Genomic DNA, 19,674 nt, shown 5'->3' with positions numbered 1-19,674 from the left:
GTCCTGAGCTGTTGTTTTTTCTTTATTTTACATGATAATTACTTGTCTAATTATTTTTTATCATCCTATTTATCTGTATTCGTACTCAGCACTTCGTTCGTGAAGAACAGAGAGAAAATGAAAAAAAGATGGCAGAACCCTATTCTGTCCTGATCCAACACGAAGAGGGTAGGAAACTTCTCAATGAAGTTCCGCGTACCACAAAAGAAAAAATCGAAGCACTCACAAAAGCAGGAATTGCTCATGTTGAAGCGGGTGAATACGAAGAAGCAAAGAAGTGTTTTGCAAAGCCAAAGAACTCGAAGAGAAACAAAAAGAAGAACCTCTTCAGAATCCATCAAATCATCGGATCCCCACTCCTGAAGAGCAACGCAAAGCAAAAGAAAATCCCCGTGCACTCGATGAGCATCTTGCGAAAGAACACAACACTACTCCTCTTTACAAAATTGATGAACTCGCAGCCAAAATAAAACCTATTTCTGAAGAACTGGAAAAAGATGAAATTCCTCGCGAGACCGTGCGATGAGGAGTTATTGAGTGAACTGCTCCATCCTTATACAGTGCCTCAGGGTAAAGAAGTAATTATGGGCTACGAACCTGGTCTATTGGATGATAGTTTCTATTTCTCGCTTGGGGAATAATTAAAAAATTCAAGTTTGTGTATTCACACAAATATCTTTTTTTATAACACGGATTTTACTTTTTAAAGCATGTTTTTACATATTATACTATCATTTTTATATTGTCTGGGGGTTCGGACTTTTTGGACTAAAAATAGAGAAGGTAGTTATCTGTGTACATTAAAGCGATTTGTCCTCACTGTAGGAAGCCTCTTTATCAGTCTATTGAACTACACTATCTGGAAACGACTCCTGTATCAGATCAGGATAGCGCATCTCGGTACGCTGTGGAATACATCGAAGTCAAGGACACTATCACAGAAGAGGCAATGGTCAGGCATGTCCTTTACACGATTCGGAGATATCTCAGTGACGGGATCAAAGTTGATGAACTCTGCAGGATCCTGAAAAAATACTAAGGGATAGCATCTACATATTGTTGCGGTTTAATACAGAGAATAAAGATAGAGCTGGATATGTATAGTCCTGACAAAAAACATCTCTACTTTGTTTATTCTTTTCAGTGAGAAGATAAGTTAAAAAATTGTTTCATATTCTTGAAAAGTTAAGAAGTTGTTGAAACAAAAGCCAAGGAACTTGAAGGCAAATATAACTTGGACCCAAAGAATTCTAAATCTGAGAACAAGGTACTTTTTGAGGAAGATTACCACGTGAGTTGTGAGTTTATACTTGATTGAGTTATGATCGAATAGACATTTTTTAAAACATATATCTATCAAAGATTTCATAGGTTCGAGTTTTATATCTCACACTTTAGTTTTGGGATATAGGTATCTCGAATTTTTTGTATGCATGACTGTTTGATGTTAATATTCTAAAAAGATTAGTGATTAAAATAAATTTATATCAATCTAATTTAACTGGATTGCCACTTTTATGCACTAGTTTACTTCCTGTAGGATGTATCTTGAATTTGAAACGCTTATAAAACGGTTTTTCTAAGTCTAAATTATCTAATGATTTATACTCATATTTCACAATAACATGAAGATCTTCACCTATTATGTCTAACCCTCTTTTTTTTGTAATGGCTTCTTTATCTATTAAACATTGGATTTCCTGTTCTATATCAAGATCTGCAGTGCTTTTTGGTTCAAGATATTCTAAGAAATAATGAATTATATAGTCATTTTTTCTCTTTTTGAAAAGACTTCTTACTATAAACAATTTTATTGTTGAAAATGTGCTAACTGGTATTGGATACAATATTTCAAATGTAACAAGTAACTCTACAGCATGGAAATCGCTTATATTTTTAATCATAAATAGCGCTTTACTATCATTATTTGCAATATCTATAAGCAACTGAGGCATTCTTTGATGTTGATATATTGAAAAATTACTTTTCATTGTTTTATAAGTCAAAAATACATAAAGTAATGTAACAAAAATGAGCATTTGATTGTCATTTATACTTCCCATAGGTAATGCATCAATCTTAAAATACCAAAATAAAATTGCAAAAAATGACAAACAGATTATTATAACCGCGAAAATATTGTTGATGACTAACTTAAAAATATTTGGAGAGAATGACATTAAACTGTAGATATACATAAAAAATAGTAAAATAGCCGTAAATCCTGAAATATATTTTTCTATGTAACATATAAAAAAAGAAAAAATAACGCCAGTTGTAAACAATATCTTGAGTTCAGTCTCTTGTCTTCTTAAACTATAGTAATAAACCATGCATCATATGAAGCTGTTATTACAATAAAAATATAGCTAAAGTAAGTTTATTCTTTGGTTTCTAGCATTATATCAACATTTTCCTCAATTCTCCACCTTTTCAGAACATGAACATTAAGACTAAATGGCTTATCTGACCTAGCGTTCCTATCTGAAAAAAGGAAAGGGATATTTTGCAAAAGTCAAGAACTTGAAGGAAAGATTAAGATGAGCTTATGGTGCTCACAAAAAGTCGTGATTGAGTAAATGTTTTTAAAGAATATATCTGTCAAAGGATTTCATAAGTTCGAATTAAACATCTCTTACTTTTGTTTAGGGATATAGATATCTTCAAAAAACGCAACGCTAGTGTATGAGTTATGCACAACTGTCTTTTTTCCGAAAGTTGCACTAACAAAGATTAATTCATTTTTATGCGCCGCATTTAATAAAAATCTACATGAATAAAAAAATATTTTTAAGAGTTGATACATTATGAAGCGCCTGATTGCATCACAGAAAACTATTCAATTTAATATTTCTTAGAATCTTTGATAGATGGAACAAATAAAACCAAAAGTAAATTGAAAAAAATTGGAGTGATTTTATTAGATCTTGATTGTATTCCATATCGTTTGAGCAAAATTAATAATCCATATTTAACCCAAATTACTACATTCTATTAAATGAATTTTAGTAAATGCTTTATATTAATATAGATATTCTCTTCCATAAGATATCTTATAAAGTTTATGTAAATTTCAAGTAAGGCATACTATAACTAAAACACAAGGATTAGGAATTGAATACGGTAAATTTGAATTTTTGAAAAATAAGAATTTTCAAGTTCCAACTATCTTTGTGACTAAGAAAAACATCAAAACTACACGAAACGGCTTTTGTACTGGTTCATTAAGCTGATTAAAAATTTGAATAATGGAAGGCATTAATTATGAGTGATTTTGAAAAGCAATTGTGGAAAGCGGCAGACAAACTTCGAAAAAATATTGATGCTGCTGAGTATAAGCACATAGTCTTGGGCTTGATTTTCCTAAGATACATCTCAGATGCCTTTGAGGAATTATATGAAAAATTGCAACAAGGGGAAGGAGAGTATGCTGGTGCGGATCCTGAAGACAGGGATGAATACAAAGCTGAGAATGTATTCTTTGTACCCACAATTGCCCGTTGGTCATACTTGCAGTCAGAAGCTAAAAAACCAGAAATCGGTAAAGCTGTTGATAATGCAATGGATGCCATCGAAAAAGAGAATCCTTTGCTTAGAGGGGTTTTACCAAAGGTATATGCACGGGGCAATCTTGACCCTACAAATCTTGGCGGTCTGATCGATCTGGTGAGCAATATTGCTCTTGGAGATGCCAAAAACAGAAGTGCTGATGTTCTTGGTCATGTTTTCGAATATTTCCTTGGTGAATTTGCTCTGGCAGAAGGAAAAAAGGGTGGACAGTTCTACACTCCGAGAAGTGTTGTTGAGTTACTGGTAGAAATGCTGGAACCCTACAATGGCCGGGTCTTTGACCCATGCTGCGGTTCCGGTGGCATGTTTGTGCAGTCGGAGAAGTTTGTTGCCGACCATCAGGGAAAAATAAACGATATATCGATCTATGGGCAGGAGAGCAACCAGACAACGTGGCGGCTGGCAAAAATGAATCTCGCCATCAGAAGCATTGATAGCTCCCAAGTTAAATGGAACAATGAAGGTTCTTTCCTGAATGATGCCCACAAAGACCTGAAAGCGGATTATGTCATAGCTAATCCACCTTTCAATGACAGCGACTGGAGTGGCGATCTATTACGCAAGGATGGAAGATGGAAGTATGGTGTTCCGCCAGCCGGAAATGCTAATTATGCCTGGATACAGCACTTTCTTTATCATTTAGGTCCGAGCGGTCAGGCCGGTTTTGTTCTGGCTAAAGGTTCCCTGACGTCCAAGTCATCGGGAGAGGGAGATATCAGGAAAGAGCTTGTGGAGGCACGCTTAGTGGACTGTATAGTAAACCTTCCGCCAAAACTATTCCTGAATACCCAGATCCCGGCCAGCCTCTGGTTCCTGAGCAGAAACAAATCCAATGGCAGGTACAGGAACAGAACAGATGAGATCCTGTTCATCGATGCACGGAACATGGGACATCTGATAAACCGCAGAACCCGTGAATTCTCATCTGAGGATATACAGGAGATCGCGAGCACCTACCATAACTGGCGCAATCCTGACGGGAATTACGAAGATGTGAAAGGATTCTGCAATTCTGCTCCAATTGAACGGGTGCGTGAACTGGACTATGTGCTGACGCCGGGGCGTTATGTGGGATTGCCGGATGATGAGGATGATTTTGATTTCAATGAACGGTTCACCGCGCTGAAAGCCGAGCTCGAGGAGCAGTTGAAAGAGGAAGAGAGACTGAACCTGCTGGTCGCCGAGAATCTGAAAAAGGTGAAGCTTGAATGACTAGGAATGAATTGATGGTCGTCGAGGGCATCCAAAGCCGGATCTACACGATTCGAGGCGTACAGGTGATGCTGGATGGGGATCTGGCCGCTCTTTATCATGTTGAGACCAGGATATTAAACCAGGCGGTCAAAAGAAACAAAGACAGGTTCCCGGAGCAGTTCTGTTTTCAATTGACCGCCGGGGAATATGAACGTTTAAGATCACAAATTGTGACCTTAGAGAATGATGGAGCTTTAACATCACAGGATGTGACCTTAGAAAGCAGGCGCGGGAAGCATCGAAAATACTTGCCGTACGCGTTCACCGAACAGGGAGTGGCCATGCTCTCGGCTGTTCTGAGAAGCGATGTCGCGGTGGAGATGAGCGTCAGGATAATCAACGCCTTCGTCGCCATGCGTAAATTCATCCTTGCCAACGCACAGATATTCCAGCGACTGGACACGCTCGAACTCAAGCAACTCGAGACTGACAAAAAGATGGAAAAGGTCCTGGTTGCCATAGAGTCCAGGGAGATAAAGCCGAAGCAGGGCATCTTCTACGACGGCCAGGTATTCGACGCCTACATATTCGTCTCCGATCTATTCATGAGCGCGAAGAAGTCGATAACCATCATAGACAACTATCTGGACGATAGCGTCCTGACCCTACTCACGAAGCGGAAGAAGGGAGTGAAGGTCCTGCTCTTCACGAGGAACCCGACCAGAGCCCTGGCCCAGGATGTGAATAAGTGCAACGAGCAGTACCCGCCAGTCGAACTCAGGGAATTCAAAAGCGCCCACGACAGGTTCATCATAATAGACAACACCGACCTATACCACTTCGGCGCTTCCCTGAAAGACCTCGGAAAGAAGTGGTTCGCCTTCTCAAAAATGGACATCGGAGCAGTTGAGATGCTCACAAGGCTGGAGGGGATGAAATGACGGGTGAGTGGAAGGAATGTAAGTTGGGGGACGTAATAACTCTACAAAGGGGACATGATTTACCAAAAAGTAAAATGATGAATGGTACGATTCCTGTTGCAGGTTCAAATGGAATCATTGGCTATCATAATGAAGCTACCACAAAAGCACCCGGAATTACAATCGGCAGAAGTGGCAATTTGGGTAACGCTTATTTTTATAACGTTGACTTTTGGGCACACAATACAACATTGTATGTCAAAGATTTTAAAGGGAATGATGAGTTATTTATCTACTATTTTTTAAAAACATTTGACTTTAAACAATTCAATGTTGGAAGCGCGGTACCAACGTTAAACAGAAATCATATTCATCCAATTGATGTCGTTATTCCCCCTCTCCCCGAACAACGCTCCATCGCCTCTGTCCTTTCCAGCCTCGACGACAAGATTGACCTGCTCCACCGCCAGAACAAAACCCTTGAAGCTATGGCAGAAACGCTGTTCAAGCAGTGGTTTGTGGAGGAAGCTGATGAGGGATGGGAAGAAGTTGATTTAGAATACGTAACCCAAAAAATAACTGACGGTGCACATAAAAGTCCCCCTACAGTTGAAGTTGGATTACCGATGGCATCTGTCAAGGACATGCACCAGTGGGGTATTCACCTTGATTCTTGCAGGAAAATCTCTGAATCGGATTTTGAGGAATTGGTACGCAATGACTGCCGTCCTTTAAAAAATGATATTATCATTGCTAAAGATGGAAGCTATTTGAAACATGTTTTTGTTGCACCAAATGACTTGGATTTAGTGATTCTTTCATCAATCGCAATTTTAAGACCAAATGGAAAGTATAACCCATTATTGCTTTCAATATACTTAAAAATGAATTCTACTTGTGAAGCTTTGGAGAACATTGTAACTGGTGCTGTTATTCCAAGAATTGTGCTCAAAGACTTCCGTAAATTCAAATTAAAATTACCTCCAATAGAACTGCAAATTAAGACGCTAAAGACATTAGAACCAATTCACATGAAATGTTGGGAAAATGTAAATCAAATTTACACCCTCGAAAAGCTGCGGGATGCTCTGCTGCCGAAACTGATGAGTGGGGAACTGAGGGTGGAATTGTGACGGACTACCAAAAATATCGAGAAGAGTTTGAGTCGTTTCTAGATGAAGGGGGGAATATTTATATTGGTTCTAACTTTGACGAACCGCCAAGTTATATTCTATTTGAAATGGATGAAACCGCATACAATGAACAGTTACGTGAATATGTTGATCAAAAAAAAGAAGATTTTCCTCAAGTTGTTTACGACAGTTTCCCTGCACCAATTGCCTACTTTTATCATCAGACAGAAAGAGCTTATGATAATGAGCAACACCGATTACAACTTTTGAGATCAACTTGGGAAGCCTTAATTTATGTTCTCTATGGTTTAGTTCTTGGCGAGGTTAATGTCAAAGGATTTTCATTGAACAATGTGCGAATATTTGATGGTCAAAAGATTAAACAAGACCATAGAGGACTAATGAGCGACAAATTAGGGTGGAAAGTTGAAGCAATGGAAAAAATTATTGAGTACGATAAACAAAATCAAAATGAATTAAAGATCTCGTCTTGTATAAATACAGGTACATTTGAATTAATTAAGGAATTGAACCAAGGAAGAAATTCTTTCTCACATATAGCGGCTTTATCCGAACAAGAAGCAAAAGAAAGATATGATGAACTTTCTCCAAAAGTTTTAGACTTGCTTTTTGAATTAGATTTTCTGGAAAATGTGTCGTTGTTAAGATATGTAAACAATTTGGGTGATATTCATAAAGTCAGGTTTAATAAGTTTGGAGGTCATTCATTACAAAAACAAAATTATGATATAACACTTTCAGATCCTGATTTATCACTTTGCACATCAATATTAAATAATCAATGTATTTTAATAGAGTTCAATAGTGTTTTTAACGTATCTCCTTTTATCCATTTCTATCATGAAGGTTCTCAAATAAAGTTGTGTTACTTTAAAAAAATTGATTCTGCAGGCAATTATTTGTTTGAACTAATTGGTGGTACCAATCGCGAGATTGCCATAAATCCTACACATATACCAAATTGCATTAATGTTTCTCTTGGGGCTCTATTATGATAAAAATAACCGAATCCGAAATAGAAGATTTAGCTATTAATCTTCTTGAGAAACAGGGTTACCAGTATATCTATGCCCCGACCATTGCCCCAGATAGCGAAACTCCTGAACGGGAAAGGTTTGAGGATGTGTTATTGTTAGAACGCCTGCGAAAAGCAGTTGCGAGGATCAATACCGACATTCCGGCAGATGCAAGGGAAGACGCTATCAGGCAGGTTCGGCGCCTGAACTCTCCTGAACTGATCTCCAACAACGAGGCGTTTCACAGGATGCTTACAGAGGGCATAAACGTAAGCTACCGAAAAGAAGGAGCAGACAGGGGCGATCTGGTCTGGCTGGTTGATTTTAACGATCCTGAAAATAATGATTTCCTTGTTGCCAATCAATTCACTATTGTTGAGAACGATAAGAACAAACGTCCTGACATCATCCTCTTTGTAAACGGTCTGCCTCTTGTGGTTATCGAGCTCAAGAACCCTGCAGATGAGAACGCAACCGTAAGATCTGCATTCAAGCAGATGCAGACTTATAAACAAACCATCCCATCTTTATTTGCATACAATGGTTTTATGGTCATCTCCGATGGCCTGGAAGCCAGGTCAGGTTCCCTTTCCGCAGGATTCACCAGGTTTATGGCATGGAAAAGCTCGGATGGAAGGGGTGAAGCCTCACCACTCATCGGACAACTTGAAACACTCATTAAAGGGATGCTTGAAAAAACCACTCTCCTGGATATTTTCCGGCACTTCATCGTATTTGAAAAATCAAAAAAAGAAGACTCGGCAACAGGTATTATTACTATTCAAACCGTAAAGAAGCTCGCTTCATATCATCAGTACTATGCAGTTAACCGGGCGGTAGAATCGACACTCAGAGCATCGGGTTATGCTGCAAAGGAAAACTGGGATTGGAATACTTTAGGTATACATTATGAAAGTCCTGAAAGTTATGGTCTTCCCGGAGTGAAAAAACAGCCAGTAGGGGACCGGAAAGGCGGTGTCATCTGGCACACCCAGGGAAGTGGCAAATCTCTTTCCATGGTATTCTATACAGGAAAAATCGTGCTGGCAATGGACAATCCCACCCTGGTGGTGATCACTGACAGGAACGATCTAGACGACCAGCTTTTTGACACATTTGCCGCTTCAAAGCAACTTCTGAGGCAGGAACCTGTGCAGGCAGAGAACAGGGACCATTTGAAACAACTCTTAAACGTCGCATCAGGTGGAATCGTATTTACCACCATCCAGAAATTCCAGCCTGAAGAAGGCAACGTTTACCCGAAACTCTCAGACCGGGAAAACATCATTGTCATAGCTGACGAAGCACACCGGACACAATATGGTTTCAAGGCAAAAAATGTTGATGTCAAAGATGAGCAAGGAAACGTAATCGGCAAAAAAATCGTTTATGGTTTTGCGAAATACACACGTGATGCCCTGCCAAATGCCACCTTCCTTGGTTTTACCGGTACGCCGATAGAAAAAACAGACGTGAACACGCCTGTTGTTTTTGGCAATTATGTTGACATCTATGATATATCACAATCTGTCGAGGACGGCGCCACAGTAAAGATATATTATGAGAGCAGGCTGGCAAAAGTCGCTCTTAGCAGTGAAGGAAAAAAACTTGTCGCAGAGCTGGATGAAGAGCTGGATAAAGAAGACCTTGCAGAAACCCAAAAAATCAAAGCGAAATGGACCCAACTGGAAGCCTTAATAGGTAGTGAGGCCCGGATAGAACAGATCGCACAGGATATTGTAACTCACTTCGAACAAAGACAGGAAGTGTTCGAAGGCAAAGGGATGATCGTTACAATGTCACGAAGGATAGCTGCCGACCTGTATGATGAAATTATTAAGATAAAACCGGAATGGCACAGTGATGACCTCCGAAAAGGTGCCATCAAGGTCGTCATGACCTCAGCATCCTCCGATGGTCCAAAAATATCGAAACATCATACTACAAAAGATCAAAGAAGAGCTTTAGCAGAACGAATGAAAGACCCGGAGGACGAACTGAAACTGGTAATTGTCCGGGATATGTGGCTTACAGGTTTTGATGTTCCGTGTCTTCACACAATGTACATCGATAAGCCGATGAAAGGTCATACCCTCATGCAGGCGATCTCACGGGTAAACCGCGTCTATAAAGACAAGCCCGGCAGCCTGATCGTTGATTATCTGGGAATAGCTTCCGACTTAAAAGAAGCTTTATCTTTCTATTCTGACAGCGGAGGGAAGGGAGATCCTGCTGTACTTCAGGAAAAAGCAGTTCAGTTAATGCTTGAGAAACTGGAGATTGTATCACAGATGTTTCACGGATTTACCTTCGATGATTACTTTGAAGCGGATACATCCAGAAAGCTGTCAATCATACTTGAAGCAGAAGAACATATCCTGGGTCTGGAAAATGGCAAAAAAAGGTACATTGATGAAGTAACTGCTTTATCAAAGGCATTTTCCCTTGCTATCCCGCACGAACAGGCAATGGATGTAAAGGACGAAATCTCGTTCTATCAGGCAGTAAAAGCCAGACTTGTTAAATTTGACGGTACCGGAACAGGTAAAACAGACGAGGAAATTGAGACCGCGATCAGGCAGGTTATTGATAAGGCCCTTGTTACCGAACAGGTGATAGATGTATTTGATGCAGCCGGAATTAAAAAACCGGATATTTCCATATTATCAGAGGATTTCCTTTTAGAAGTCCGGAATATGGAACACAAAAATCTGGCTCTGGAGGTTTTGAAAAAGTTGCTCAATGACGAAATAAGAGCTCGCACAAAGAAGAACCTTATTCAGAGCAGATCATTAATGGAAATGCTGGAAAATTCTATCGTGAAATATCATAACAAGGTATTAACTGCGGCTGAGGTCATTGAGGAACTAATTAAACTCAGTAAAGAGATTAAACGGATGGACAAAGAGCCTCAAGAAATGGGCTTGTCTGAATTTGAATATGCTTTTTACACGGCAATTGCAGATAATGAAAGTGCCAGGGAAGTAATGCAAAAAGAGCAATTACGGGAATTAGCTGTTGTTTTATTTGAAAAGGTAAAACAAAACGCATCCATCGACTGGACAATTAAAGAAAGCGTCAGGGCCAAATTAAAAGTAATTGTAAAAAGGACACTAAGGCAATATGGTTATCCACCTGATATGCAAGCACTTGCTACAGAAACAGTGCTTAGGCAGGCGGAATTAATTGCAGATGAAATAACAAAGGGTGTTTAATCTATCAAATGGGAAGTACTTTAATAATGAGGAACAACGAGAAATAGAAAAAAGATGTCCGGAAACTTTGCAGAATTCTGAAAAAGTGCTATAGTGTTGCATCTGATTACTGCTGTGATCTCATACAGAGAATAAAAATTGAATTAGATATGTACTGCCCAGACGGGAAGCACCTGTGTTTCGTCGGGCAGACATCATGAAGTAAATAAAAAAACGTTTAAATAAAGTAACGTTTTTTTTGATTGTGTAGAGTATAGGCTTTTGACTCAGAGTTTAGTACCCTGAAAGGGCTTCTGCAATAAGAGGTGCAACACTCAGTTTGCTTTCGGCTTTTTCTAAAGTATCGGTTCCGATTATATCTTTTACGCCTGCGTTGAAAAGCCTTAAAGCCGCATTTCTTGTAAGGACAGGGTGTACACAGGCAAGGTGGACATCAATTGCTCCCTGGGATTTAAGCATCCGGATTGACTCGGCCATTGTTCCTCCGGTTGCAATCATATCATCCACAAGGACAACGTGCCTGCCGGTTACATCAAGGTTCTTTGTCTTAATCACAACGGTATCTCCGCTGAGCCTTGTTTTCTGAAGATGGTCATAATCAAAGCCGTGTTCTGAAGCCACGTTCTTTACAAGTCCCTGTGCCCCTTCATCGGGAGCAATCAGCATAGGGTCCTCAAGGCCGAAACCTGCAATATATGTACCCAGAAGGTTGGCCGCATCAAGGTTTCTAGCAGGGCAGGAGAAGTGCTCAAGTACACTCTTTGCATGAATATTCATTGTAAAAATTCTGTCAGCATTAATGCAGCGGGCAATAGCGCGGGCACTTATGGGCTCCCCAGGTTTGAACTTCTTGTCCTGCCTGGCATAACCCATGTAAGGGATCACAACATTGATTTCGGATGCCCCTTCACAGGCATCGATAAGCTGGAGCAGGGATACAAAATCGGAGTCTGTGGGTGTACTCTGTATAAGGGTAACTTTTTCATTTTCGATTTCTTCTGCTATTCTAAGATAAAGTTCCCCGTCAGGGAAGCGGTTAAACTCGCAAAGTACAGGCTCTGTCCCCAGAGCTCTGGCCGTGCGGCTGGCAAGTAACTGTGATGCTGGTCCACCTATGATCTTCAAGATACATACCTCAGTGTGCCGTCTTGATATATTCCATCCTTTAAAAAGCTTATTTTTAATGGACCCTGCTTTTTTCCGGCTTTACTTTCTCAAAAGCTTTAGCCTTTGAGCTTTTCAAGCACCCTGATATTTCTTATCAGTGTGTGCGGGTAATTTCCAGTCTCATCCTTTTCCGCAGATTTTACCATATCCCAGATGGTAAGCAGTGCAACCGATACCCCTGTCAGAGCTTCCATTTCAACTCCGGTTTTCCCTACAGTCCTGACCTCAACTACGGCAGAAATCGCTTCTTCTCCTATCTCAAAGTCCACGTCTATCCCTGTTATGGGGATCTGGTGGCACATTGGAATTGTCTCGGGAGTCTTTTTAACAGCGAGTACGGCTGCAACTCTGGCAGTTGCAAACACGTTTCCTTTCTCCACGGTTCCCGTCCTTATTCTCTCTATGGTCTCTGCGGAAAGTACGATTTCTCCCGCAGCCCTTGCAAGCCTGGGAACATTATTTTTTTCGCTTATATCGACCATTCGTGCCCTGCCGGCTTCAATATGAGTAAATGACTTTTCCACGAAACCACCACGTTTTTTGTACTAGTCCGGATTCTATATGGTTCAATTTAACATCAATTCTTAATTTCTTTTATTACGTCCTGGCTCCTTTGACAGCAGTTTCCGATTTCAATTTTTCTATTCAGTCAATCCGGATTTGTTTTCTCTGTGAGTAGTCCTCAATCGTCTGCTCAAGTTTTTCTGCAAGTTCCTCGGCTTCTTCAAGATTGAGTTTTATAACTTCTTCATCTTCCCCATGGAAAATTGTAATTCTTATTCTTGTCCTTTCGATTTCCACATCTATTTTTCTCTCAAAGTCGTGTACCATATTTTTCTACCCCCATCCAGGTAATGAACAATTATTATTTGAGTACAATATGGTTATGTTTGAGTATTATTTGAGTATTGTCCGAGCATTATCTGAACATTATTTTATCTGAACATTATTTCTGTATCATGTGTGCTTTTTAGAGCAGCTTTGTATTCTAATTCTTTTATCCTATTCCTGCCTCTTTGATTATTTCAGGGATCTTTTCAAGCACGTCAGTTGCAAGCAGTGCATTTCCTGCTTTTTCAAACGCAAGATCTCCGGCTGCCCCATTGATAAAGGCTGCACAGACGGCAGCAAGAAATGCCGGATTTCGTGAAAATAAAGATCCTGTAATGCCTGCCAGAACGTCTCCAGTACCTCCTACAGTCATGCCCGGGTTTCCTGTTCTGTTCAGAAGTGTCTGTTTTCCGTCAGATATTATGTCTATTTTTCCCTTCAGAAGTGTTATCACGCCCTTTTCCTCGGAAAACTCTCTGACAGCTTTCTCACGGGCTTCATGGATCTCGGGAGTTTCCATATTCCTCAGGCGCGCAAATTCTCCTGCATGTGGCGTAACTATGATTTCGCAATTTCCTGCAAGAGTCTCAAATAGAGTGCCTGAAAGGGCTGAAAGGGCATCGGCATCAAGGACCACTTTTCTGCAAAAGGGCAGTACCTTCCTGACAGCTTCAAGTGTCTCTGTTGCTCTTCCAAGCCCCATCCCCATCACAACCACATCATGAGAGTTTATGAGGTCAGGGAGGATGGACAGATCTTCAGGGCAGAGTATGTTTGAAGAAAGTTTCCTGACAATAAGGTCGGGGGAATAGGATGCTACAATCCTGGATACAGATTCCGGGACTGCTGCTGTTACGAGATCTGCCCCTGCCTTCAGGGCGGCAAGTGCTGCAAGTGCAGGAGCTCCGGAATAAGGACCTCCACCTATAACAAGGATCCTTCCGGCTTTTCCTTTATGTGCCTCAGGCTTCCTCTTTTGAAGCATCTGTAGGTCACCCGGACCCACATAATGTTCCGCATCCGCGCAGACTCCGATTTCTGTAACTTTTACCGTACCTGTATGCTCTTTTGCCTGTTCTGTCAGAAGCCCTGCTTTCATGCGGTGAAAAGTTACGGTAAGGTCGGCATCTACGGTTTTTTCAAACTCTCCCCCATCAGGGTCAAGCCCGGATGGAATATCTACTGCAATTACGGTTTTTCCGGCTTTTCCTTCTTTATTTATCAGGTCGATTGCAGTTGATTCGGGTTCTCTTATTTTCCCCTTAACCCCTGTGCCGAAAATGGCATCCACAAGCAGGTCTGCTTCTGAAAACCATTCTGAAGCTGTAAGCTGGCTTGAATCTCTTATTTCAAGTGTCTGCACCCTGCTGAACCTAAGCAGAGAGAAATTATGAAGAGCCTCTTCAGTTCCTATATCCCGGTCTTTTCCAAGCAGTATAACCCTTACGATGTATCCGGGAGTGCCTGCAAGGTGCCTGGCAGCAACAAAAGCATCACCCCCATTATTGCCTCTGCCTGCCACAAACAGTACTTTTCCGCTACCAAGCCTTTCCTTTACACTCTGTGCAATAGCTGCTCCTGCATTTTCCATTAACTGAAGCGGGGACATACCCAGATATGCACAGTTTGTATCTATTGCCTTCATCCTTGAGGAACTGATATATCTCATACTCTTTGCCTGCAGGTCTTTCTTTCTATTACTTATGGAATTTGATTTTCGGTTTGACTCAGTTTACCGAAACTAGAACGCTTCTTCAGGCGCTTCTGTGTTTCTCCAGACTTTTTTCCCATTTCTTCGGTATCCAGCCTGAATTTACTTGCCATTTTATCTACTTACTGCTCTTGTAATTAAATATTTTATACAGAGGTAAGCTTATCTGTTGTTATCTACTATATAATAGGCTGTACTCTAATATAGCATAATACCGATATTCACAATACCGATAAAAGTGGATTGACCTTCCAGAAGCAGTTTGTGCCGTGAGACCGGCTTATGCTCTGAGATATGAAGTCAGTTTTCCACAAGGAAAATTATCCCTCACAGGTATGACCTCAGTAAGGGTAACAAATGTATAGTAAGAATAACTAATAACTAAGGTTAGATAACCAATAAGAATAATTAATAACTAAGGTTAGATAACTGCAGTCAGAAATTTCAAAAAAACGTCAGTATTCAGCACTCAAGTTGTAAAAACGAAAGCGAATATACAAATTATAAAATTTCTTAATAAATCGGATTCGGTACTTAAATAATTTTAAATAGCCTTATGTCTAACAATGTAATGTTTTTCCTTATTTCTTTATTGAGATCGAATAGAGAGAAAAGTAAAAAAATTGTAAGCAGGCAGGAATCTGATCAAATGTTTGCTTTCCTTTGCACGTGTCTGGACTTACATGAGAGCAGGAGGATGACTTTTGTCTAGTTCTTCAAAAGATGCGGATAGCAGCCTTAAGAGTACAGTTAAACCCAGGTATCTTATCCTGGGAAGCGGTAGTATTGGTTTTGCGCTTGCAAAAGAGCTCAGGGAAAGCAATAAGCTTGTAATTATTGTGGATAAAGATGAAGCTAAGGTTGAGACTCTCAGAGAGGAAGGCTTTGAAACCATTTTAGGAGATATCTCTGACCCTGAGCTCGTTAATAATATTGATCTTAAAAATGTTGTCGCAATACTCTTTTTGAGCTCTAACAACGAGGCTAACAGGAAAGGAATTGAAAACTTTAAGAAAGTAGTAAACCCGGATATCCAGATCTTTTCCCGCGCTTCGGATATAATCAATAAAGAAAAGATGGAAGATCTCGGGTCTGATTATGTCTTTATGCCTTCGAAACTTGTTGCAAGTTCCCTTTCCCGCTCTCTCGAGAGAGCCGAATCAGTCCACAGGGGCAACAGGCTTGCCAGATGGCTTAAAGGGATTAGAGACAAAAAGCTTGCTATCGTAATCCACGACAACCCTGACCCGGATGCGATATCCAGCGGGCTTGCTTTGAAGGAAATTGCAAAAAGCCTTGGGGTTGAAGCAAATATTCTCTACCATGGAAGGATAGGGCATCAGGAGAACAAGGCTTTCGTAAACCTTCTCGGAATTGACCTCAGCAAGATGGAAGAGCATGATCCGAAGGACTTTGACGAAATTGCCCTGATAGACTGTTCAATACCGGGTGTTAATAATATGGTTCCCCCCAATTCCTATGTAGGGATCGTAATTGACCACCATCCACCCGGAGAGACCGAGATAAAGGCTGAGTATATCGATATCAGGCCCAACTTTGGGGCAACAGCCACTATCATGACAAAGTACCTGCAGCAGTTAAATATCAATATCTCAAAGACCCTCGCAACGGCTTTGCTTTATGGGATCAGGACCGACACTCAGGACTTTAAGCGGAAGACAGATCCGGCCGACCTCTCCGCTGCTTCGTACCTCTATCCGCTTTCAAATCATGGGATACTGGATCAGCTCGAGCAGCCTTCAATGGCTATAGAAACTCTTGAAGTTCTCGGGGAAGCCATCCGGAACCGGCAGGTCCTCGGAAGTTACCTCCTTTCAAATGTCGGAAACATACGCGACAGGGATACCCTTCCTCAGGCTGCGGACTATCTCCTGAGCCTTGAGGGAATCTCCACAACCGTTGTCTTCGGGGTTACTGAGGACCGCATCTATATCTCCGGGCGCAGCACCGATATCAGAGTCAACCTTGGAGAGATTATGCGTCAGGCTTTCGGAGAAGACGCAGGCGGGCACGCAAATGCAGCAGGTGCTCAGATACCTCTCGGGGTATTCAGTGCCACAAAGGACAGGCAGACACTCCTGAGGCTCGTTAACGAAGCAGTTGTCAAAAGGTTCCTGAGCGCTGTCGGAGTGGAAAGTACAGCTGAATAAACTTTAAAATACAGAACAAATTTTGGAAACAAAATCTAAGAAATATAAGCTTCTTCGGTAAGATCGCCATCTTTAAACTTTTAACAGGGGAAAGAAGGAAAGATCTTTTTCTTTCCCTCTAAAGGAAAGATTTTTTTCTTTCCCTCTATTTTTCAGATTTCTTTTATTCTTCTCTGTTTCAGTCAGGGATGTTTAACTCTATTCTGCTCCCGTTCAAAATATCGTTTTCAGTTACCTGAACTTCAGTGAGAGTTGAGTTTTCTCCTGCGGTCAGCGAATAGTCGGATGTTGCATGAACTCCGTTTCCTGTGCTCTCAGTTGAATAGGGGACAGTTATCTCAAACAGACCTTTTTCGTCAGCTACGTCACCTTTCTGATACACGAATGTCCTGCCTGTGTTTGATCTGAGCTCAAGTGTTGCCATCACTGTCTCGTTAGGGTTAACGGTGCCTGAAAATGTGGCTCCTTTGACATATTCGAATACCTTTACAGTATTTTCTTTACCGCTTTCATTCTCTGTGGTATTCATAGCACTCTCGTGGACCAGCCTGAAATTTCCAAGAGATGTTCCGTCAAGTTTGTGAAGCTTATATATCTGGGTATGTAGAAAAGCCTTTTTGGGAGTTACAACGGTTCTGAGGCCTGTATTTTCTTTCACTGTTCCGATTTCATAATAGTCGCTGATATTTTTTCCTGCTATCTCGGTAATGGCACTGAATTTGCCTTCTGCCATTAGAGTGTCGGTTATTATGTATTTTATATTGAGCTTTTCAATTATTGTTTTTGCTTCCTCTTCGGAATCTGTTAAAAAGAAGTTTGCAGAATCTTCTACTCCTGTCTGGAAGTTATTTGAGACTGCAGGCCGCTTTCCTACATACACTATCCAGTTTCCGTAGTCCCACCAGCTAAGGACTCCGTATTCAGGAGTTTCCGAAGGTTCAAGGTAATAGGAGGTCTCAGGAGTGGAAGCCTCAAGCCATTCAAGGGAATCCTGCCATTCTGGACCAATTGAAGTTGCATCTTTTGCAAAAGCAACACCTATCCATATAGATGATACAAAGACAAATCCTATCAGTGCAACTCCAGAAACAAGTTTAAAATAATCAGGTTCGGCAGTCTTGCCCTTTGATTCTGTTCCCTGTCTGATTTTTGACTTTGATCTGGTTTTTAATGATACTTTTTTTCCTGTTTGAGGAATAGATTCGGAATTCTTCTCTGTTTTCTTTCCGGGTTTTACCAGTTTTCTTACCTCTTTCTCGAAATCAAGAGAATCAAGCAGAATCATGAGAGTATAAGCAGTAAGAATCGAGACATTTACTGCAAAAAGATAGGTAAAACGCCTCTGGGAAAGGGCAAGATATGCATAAAAAAGTGTCCACACAAGGAAGAATATACATTCTGGTTTTGATTTTTCGCTTTTTGATTCAAGGATAAGCAGGAAAAATCCTGCCAGTGCAACCAGGAAAGAAGGCCCGAAACTTCCCAGTACTGCCGAGAAGGTGAGTTTTCCCTGCCCGGTCAAAAACAGGGGCACTGCTTCGGCAATTGTACTTATGTATTCACCTTTACCCGAAAAGAACCTCAATCCTTCGACAATGAAAGCGTAATATTCGGCGGAAAACATTCTCAGGAAAAGGATCCCTGAGATGGAAATGAAAATTAAAACGCCAGGGTAATACTTCCAGTCCATCCCTTTCTTTGAAACAAACGCTGAAAAGCCCCAGAGAAGGAATATGCCGGCAAGCATGATCAGCACATACACTACCTGGAACCAGGAAAGGTACATCGCACTCATTTCCAGGCCCTGGCGGACTGCTCCTGCTGAGAGGGGAATGGTAAACAGAAGTGTTGCAAACAGAGTTGCAGCCGAGCAGATGAATAAGTAATCCGACTCTTTTCCTGCTTTAATATCGAGTGTTGTCTGAACTAGTGCGTAAAGGACAATAAAACTGACAAAGGCAGGAGCTCCTACCCATGTGAAGATGAGAAGGGAGAAAAAGAGCCCTGAGACTGCTGAAAGAACCAGGGGACTTATGAGTTTTTTATCTGAGGATACGTTTTTAAGTGAACTTAGTGAAAGTTTACTCTCTCCTGCCAGCTTTAAGGCAAGTATGAAAAAGGCATAGGCTACTGTTGAGAGAAAGACTTCAGCTACGTGATGGTCAACTGTCCCGAAGCGGGATACGTATACATGGGCAGGCAGAACAGCAAAAGCAAAAGCTCCGACAAGTGCTGTTCTTCTGTCAAAGACCGAAGCGGCTATAACATAAACCGGGATTATTGTCAGGATCCCGAGCAGTACCGGCAAGATAGCGCCTGCAAATTCGACGGTGTGCGTATCAGGCTGTCCTCCTCCAAGAACTAGTGCGAGAAGAGCACCTAGAAGGTCAAAGAATGGCGGCCACCCAACCTCAAAACCATAAGGATAGTTGATATAGGTATCAAAGTTAAGAAAATGGGGAAAATTGAAGGTTGTATAAAGAATGCGCCGCATATGATAAAACTCATCATAGCCCGTGAAGGTAATGCCTCCATCTGCAGTAAGTGAAGCATAGGAGAGCATGCGCATGATGAAGCTGGCTAAAAGTATAGCTCCAAGCACAAAGATATTTTTTGAAAACGTGCTTTGTGCATTTTTGTCTTTTTCGATTTTTTCTGATTTCTCCATATCACTCACATTTATTCTTTCTAAATAATTATGTATATTAGCCCCATTAGAAAATCA

Annotated in this window: 16 protein-coding genes; 9 read left to right on the top strand and 7 right to left on the bottom strand. The window is 40.9% G+C overall.

The features are described 5' to 3' along the window. The first annotated feature begins 128 nt into the window (after window positions 1-128). From MSHOH_RS16745 to MSHOH_RS24060, 3 genes are all read left to right on the top strand, one after another. On the top strand, window positions 129-470 hold the full coding sequence (locus MSHOH_RS16745) for a hypothetical protein (RefSeq protein WP_048141383.1): 342 nt from the start codon (window positions 129-131) through the stop codon (window positions 468-470). Between the two features lie 27 nt (window positions 471-497). Continuing rightward, the gene (locus MSHOH_RS24065; protein WP_158024225.1) at window positions 498-641 is read left to right on the top strand and encodes a hypothetical protein; all 144 of its coding nucleotides are present in this window, start codon (window positions 498-500) and stop codon (window positions 639-641) included. Between the two features lie 152 nt (window positions 642-793). After that, on the top strand, window positions 794-1,039 hold the full coding sequence (locus tag MSHOH_RS24060; protein ID WP_158024224.1) for a hypothetical protein: 246 nt from the start codon (window positions 794-796) through the stop codon (window positions 1,037-1,039). A gap of 448 nt (window positions 1,040-1,487) precedes the next feature. On the opposite strand, the gene MSHOH_RS16735 is transcribed toward MSHOH_RS24060, so the two are convergent. Then, window positions 1,488-2,333 carry a hypothetical protein gene (locus tag MSHOH_RS16735; RefSeq protein ID WP_162197651.1) on the bottom strand — a complete coding sequence of 282 codons (846 nt, stop codon included), beginning with the start codon at window positions 2,331-2,333 and terminating at the stop codon, window positions 1,488-1,490. Window positions 2,334-3,264: 931 nt separating this feature from the next. On the opposite strand from MSHOH_RS16735, the gene MSHOH_RS16730 reads away from it, so the two are divergent. From MSHOH_RS16730 to MSHOH_RS16710, 5 genes are read left to right on the top strand one after another with little or no spacing between them, the layout of a single operon-like run. Beyond that, window positions 3,265-4,782: a type I restriction-modification system subunit M gene (locus tag MSHOH_RS16730; protein WP_048141374.1), complete on the top strand. Its 1,518-nt coding sequence runs from the start codon at window positions 3,265-3,267 to the stop codon at window positions 4,780-4,782. After that, a complete protein-coding gene (locus MSHOH_RS16725; RefSeq protein WP_048141372.1) occupies window positions 4,779-5,705 on the top strand; it encodes an ORF6N domain-containing protein in 927 nt (308 codons plus the stop codon). Before MSHOH_RS16730 ends, MSHOH_RS16725 begins: the two co-directional genes overlap by 4 nt. Next, the gene (locus MSHOH_RS16720) at window positions 5,702-6,817 is read left to right on the top strand and encodes a restriction endonuclease subunit S (RefSeq protein WP_048141370.1); all 1,116 of its coding nucleotides are present in this window, start codon (window positions 5,702-5,704) and stop codon (window positions 6,815-6,817) included. Before MSHOH_RS16725 ends, MSHOH_RS16720 begins: the two co-directional genes overlap by 4 nt. After that, window positions 6,814-7,833 (top strand): hypothetical protein, encoded by a 1,020-nt coding sequence (locus MSHOH_RS16715; protein WP_048141367.1) that lies wholly within the window; start codon window positions 6,814-6,816, stop codon window positions 7,831-7,833. The genes MSHOH_RS16720 and MSHOH_RS16715 overlap by 4 nt, the downstream gene beginning before the upstream one ends. Further along, complete coding sequence (locus tag MSHOH_RS16710) at window positions 7,830-11,069, top strand: type I restriction endonuclease subunit R (RefSeq protein ID WP_048141366.1); 3,240 nt, start codon at window positions 7,830-7,832, stop codon at window positions 11,067-11,069. The genes MSHOH_RS16715 and MSHOH_RS16710 overlap by 4 nt, the downstream gene beginning before the upstream one ends. Before the next feature lie 273 nt (window positions 11,070-11,342). Here MSHOH_RS16710 and MSHOH_RS16705 read toward each other — a convergent pair whose 3' ends face one another. The 5 genes from MSHOH_RS16705 to MSHOH_RS25745 all read right to left on the bottom strand — a co-directional run bounded on the left by MSHOH_RS16705 (window position 11,343) and on the right by MSHOH_RS25745 (window position 14,891). Further along, window positions 11,343-12,194, bottom strand: coding sequence for a ribose-phosphate diphosphokinase (locus MSHOH_RS16705; protein WP_048141364.1), 852 nt, complete (start codon window positions 12,192-12,194; stop codon window positions 11,343-11,345). Window positions 12,195-12,292: 98 nt separating this feature from the next. Continuing rightward, window positions 12,293-12,760 carry a cyclic pyranopterin monophosphate synthase MoaC gene (gene moaC, locus MSHOH_RS16700; protein WP_048141363.1) on the bottom strand — a complete coding sequence of 156 codons (468 nt, stop codon included), beginning with the start codon at window positions 12,758-12,760 and terminating at the stop codon, window positions 12,293-12,295. A gap of 121 nt (window positions 12,761-12,881) precedes the next feature. After that, window positions 12,882-13,067, bottom strand: a complete 186-nt coding sequence (locus MSHOH_RS16695; protein WP_048141361.1) for a hypothetical protein — start codon at window positions 13,065-13,067, stop codon at window positions 12,882-12,884. Between the two features lie 166 nt (window positions 13,068-13,233). Beyond that, a complete protein-coding gene (locus MSHOH_RS16690) occupies window positions 13,234-14,736 on the bottom strand; it encodes a bifunctional ADP-dependent NAD(P)H-hydrate dehydratase/NAD(P)H-hydrate epimerase (protein ID WP_048141360.1) in 1,503 nt (500 codons plus the stop codon). A 32-nt stretch (window positions 14,737-14,768) separates the two neighbouring features. Further along, window positions 14,769-14,891 (bottom strand): hypothetical protein, encoded by a 123-nt coding sequence (locus tag MSHOH_RS25745; RefSeq protein WP_275425535.1) that lies wholly within the window; start codon window positions 14,889-14,891, stop codon window positions 14,769-14,771. A gap of 591 nt (window positions 14,892-15,482) precedes the next feature. Between MSHOH_RS25745 and MSHOH_RS16685 the strand changes: the two genes are divergently transcribed. Beyond that, window positions 15,483-16,949 (top strand): DHH family phosphoesterase, encoded by a 1,467-nt coding sequence (locus MSHOH_RS16685; RefSeq protein ID WP_048141358.1) that lies wholly within the window; start codon window positions 15,483-15,485, stop codon window positions 16,947-16,949. 178 nt (window positions 16,950-17,127) lie between these two features. Here MSHOH_RS16685 and MSHOH_RS16680 read toward each other — a convergent pair whose 3' ends face one another. Continuing rightward, on the bottom strand, window positions 17,128-19,617 hold the full coding sequence (locus MSHOH_RS16680) for an oligosaccharyl transferase, archaeosortase A system-associated (RefSeq protein ID WP_082089394.1): 2,490 nt from the start codon (window positions 19,615-19,617) through the stop codon (window positions 17,128-17,130). Between the last annotated feature and the right edge of the window lie 57 nt (window positions 19,618-19,674).

Source organism: Methanosarcina horonobensis HB-1 = JCM 15518 (genome assembly GCF_000970285.1).
Classification (GTDB): domain Archaea; phylum Halobacteriota; class Methanosarcinia; order Methanosarcinales; family Methanosarcinaceae; genus Methanosarcina; species Methanosarcina horonobensis.
The sequence above is the reverse complement of the archived record's forward strand: the minus strand, read 5'-3'. Positions and strand labels throughout refer to the sequence as shown.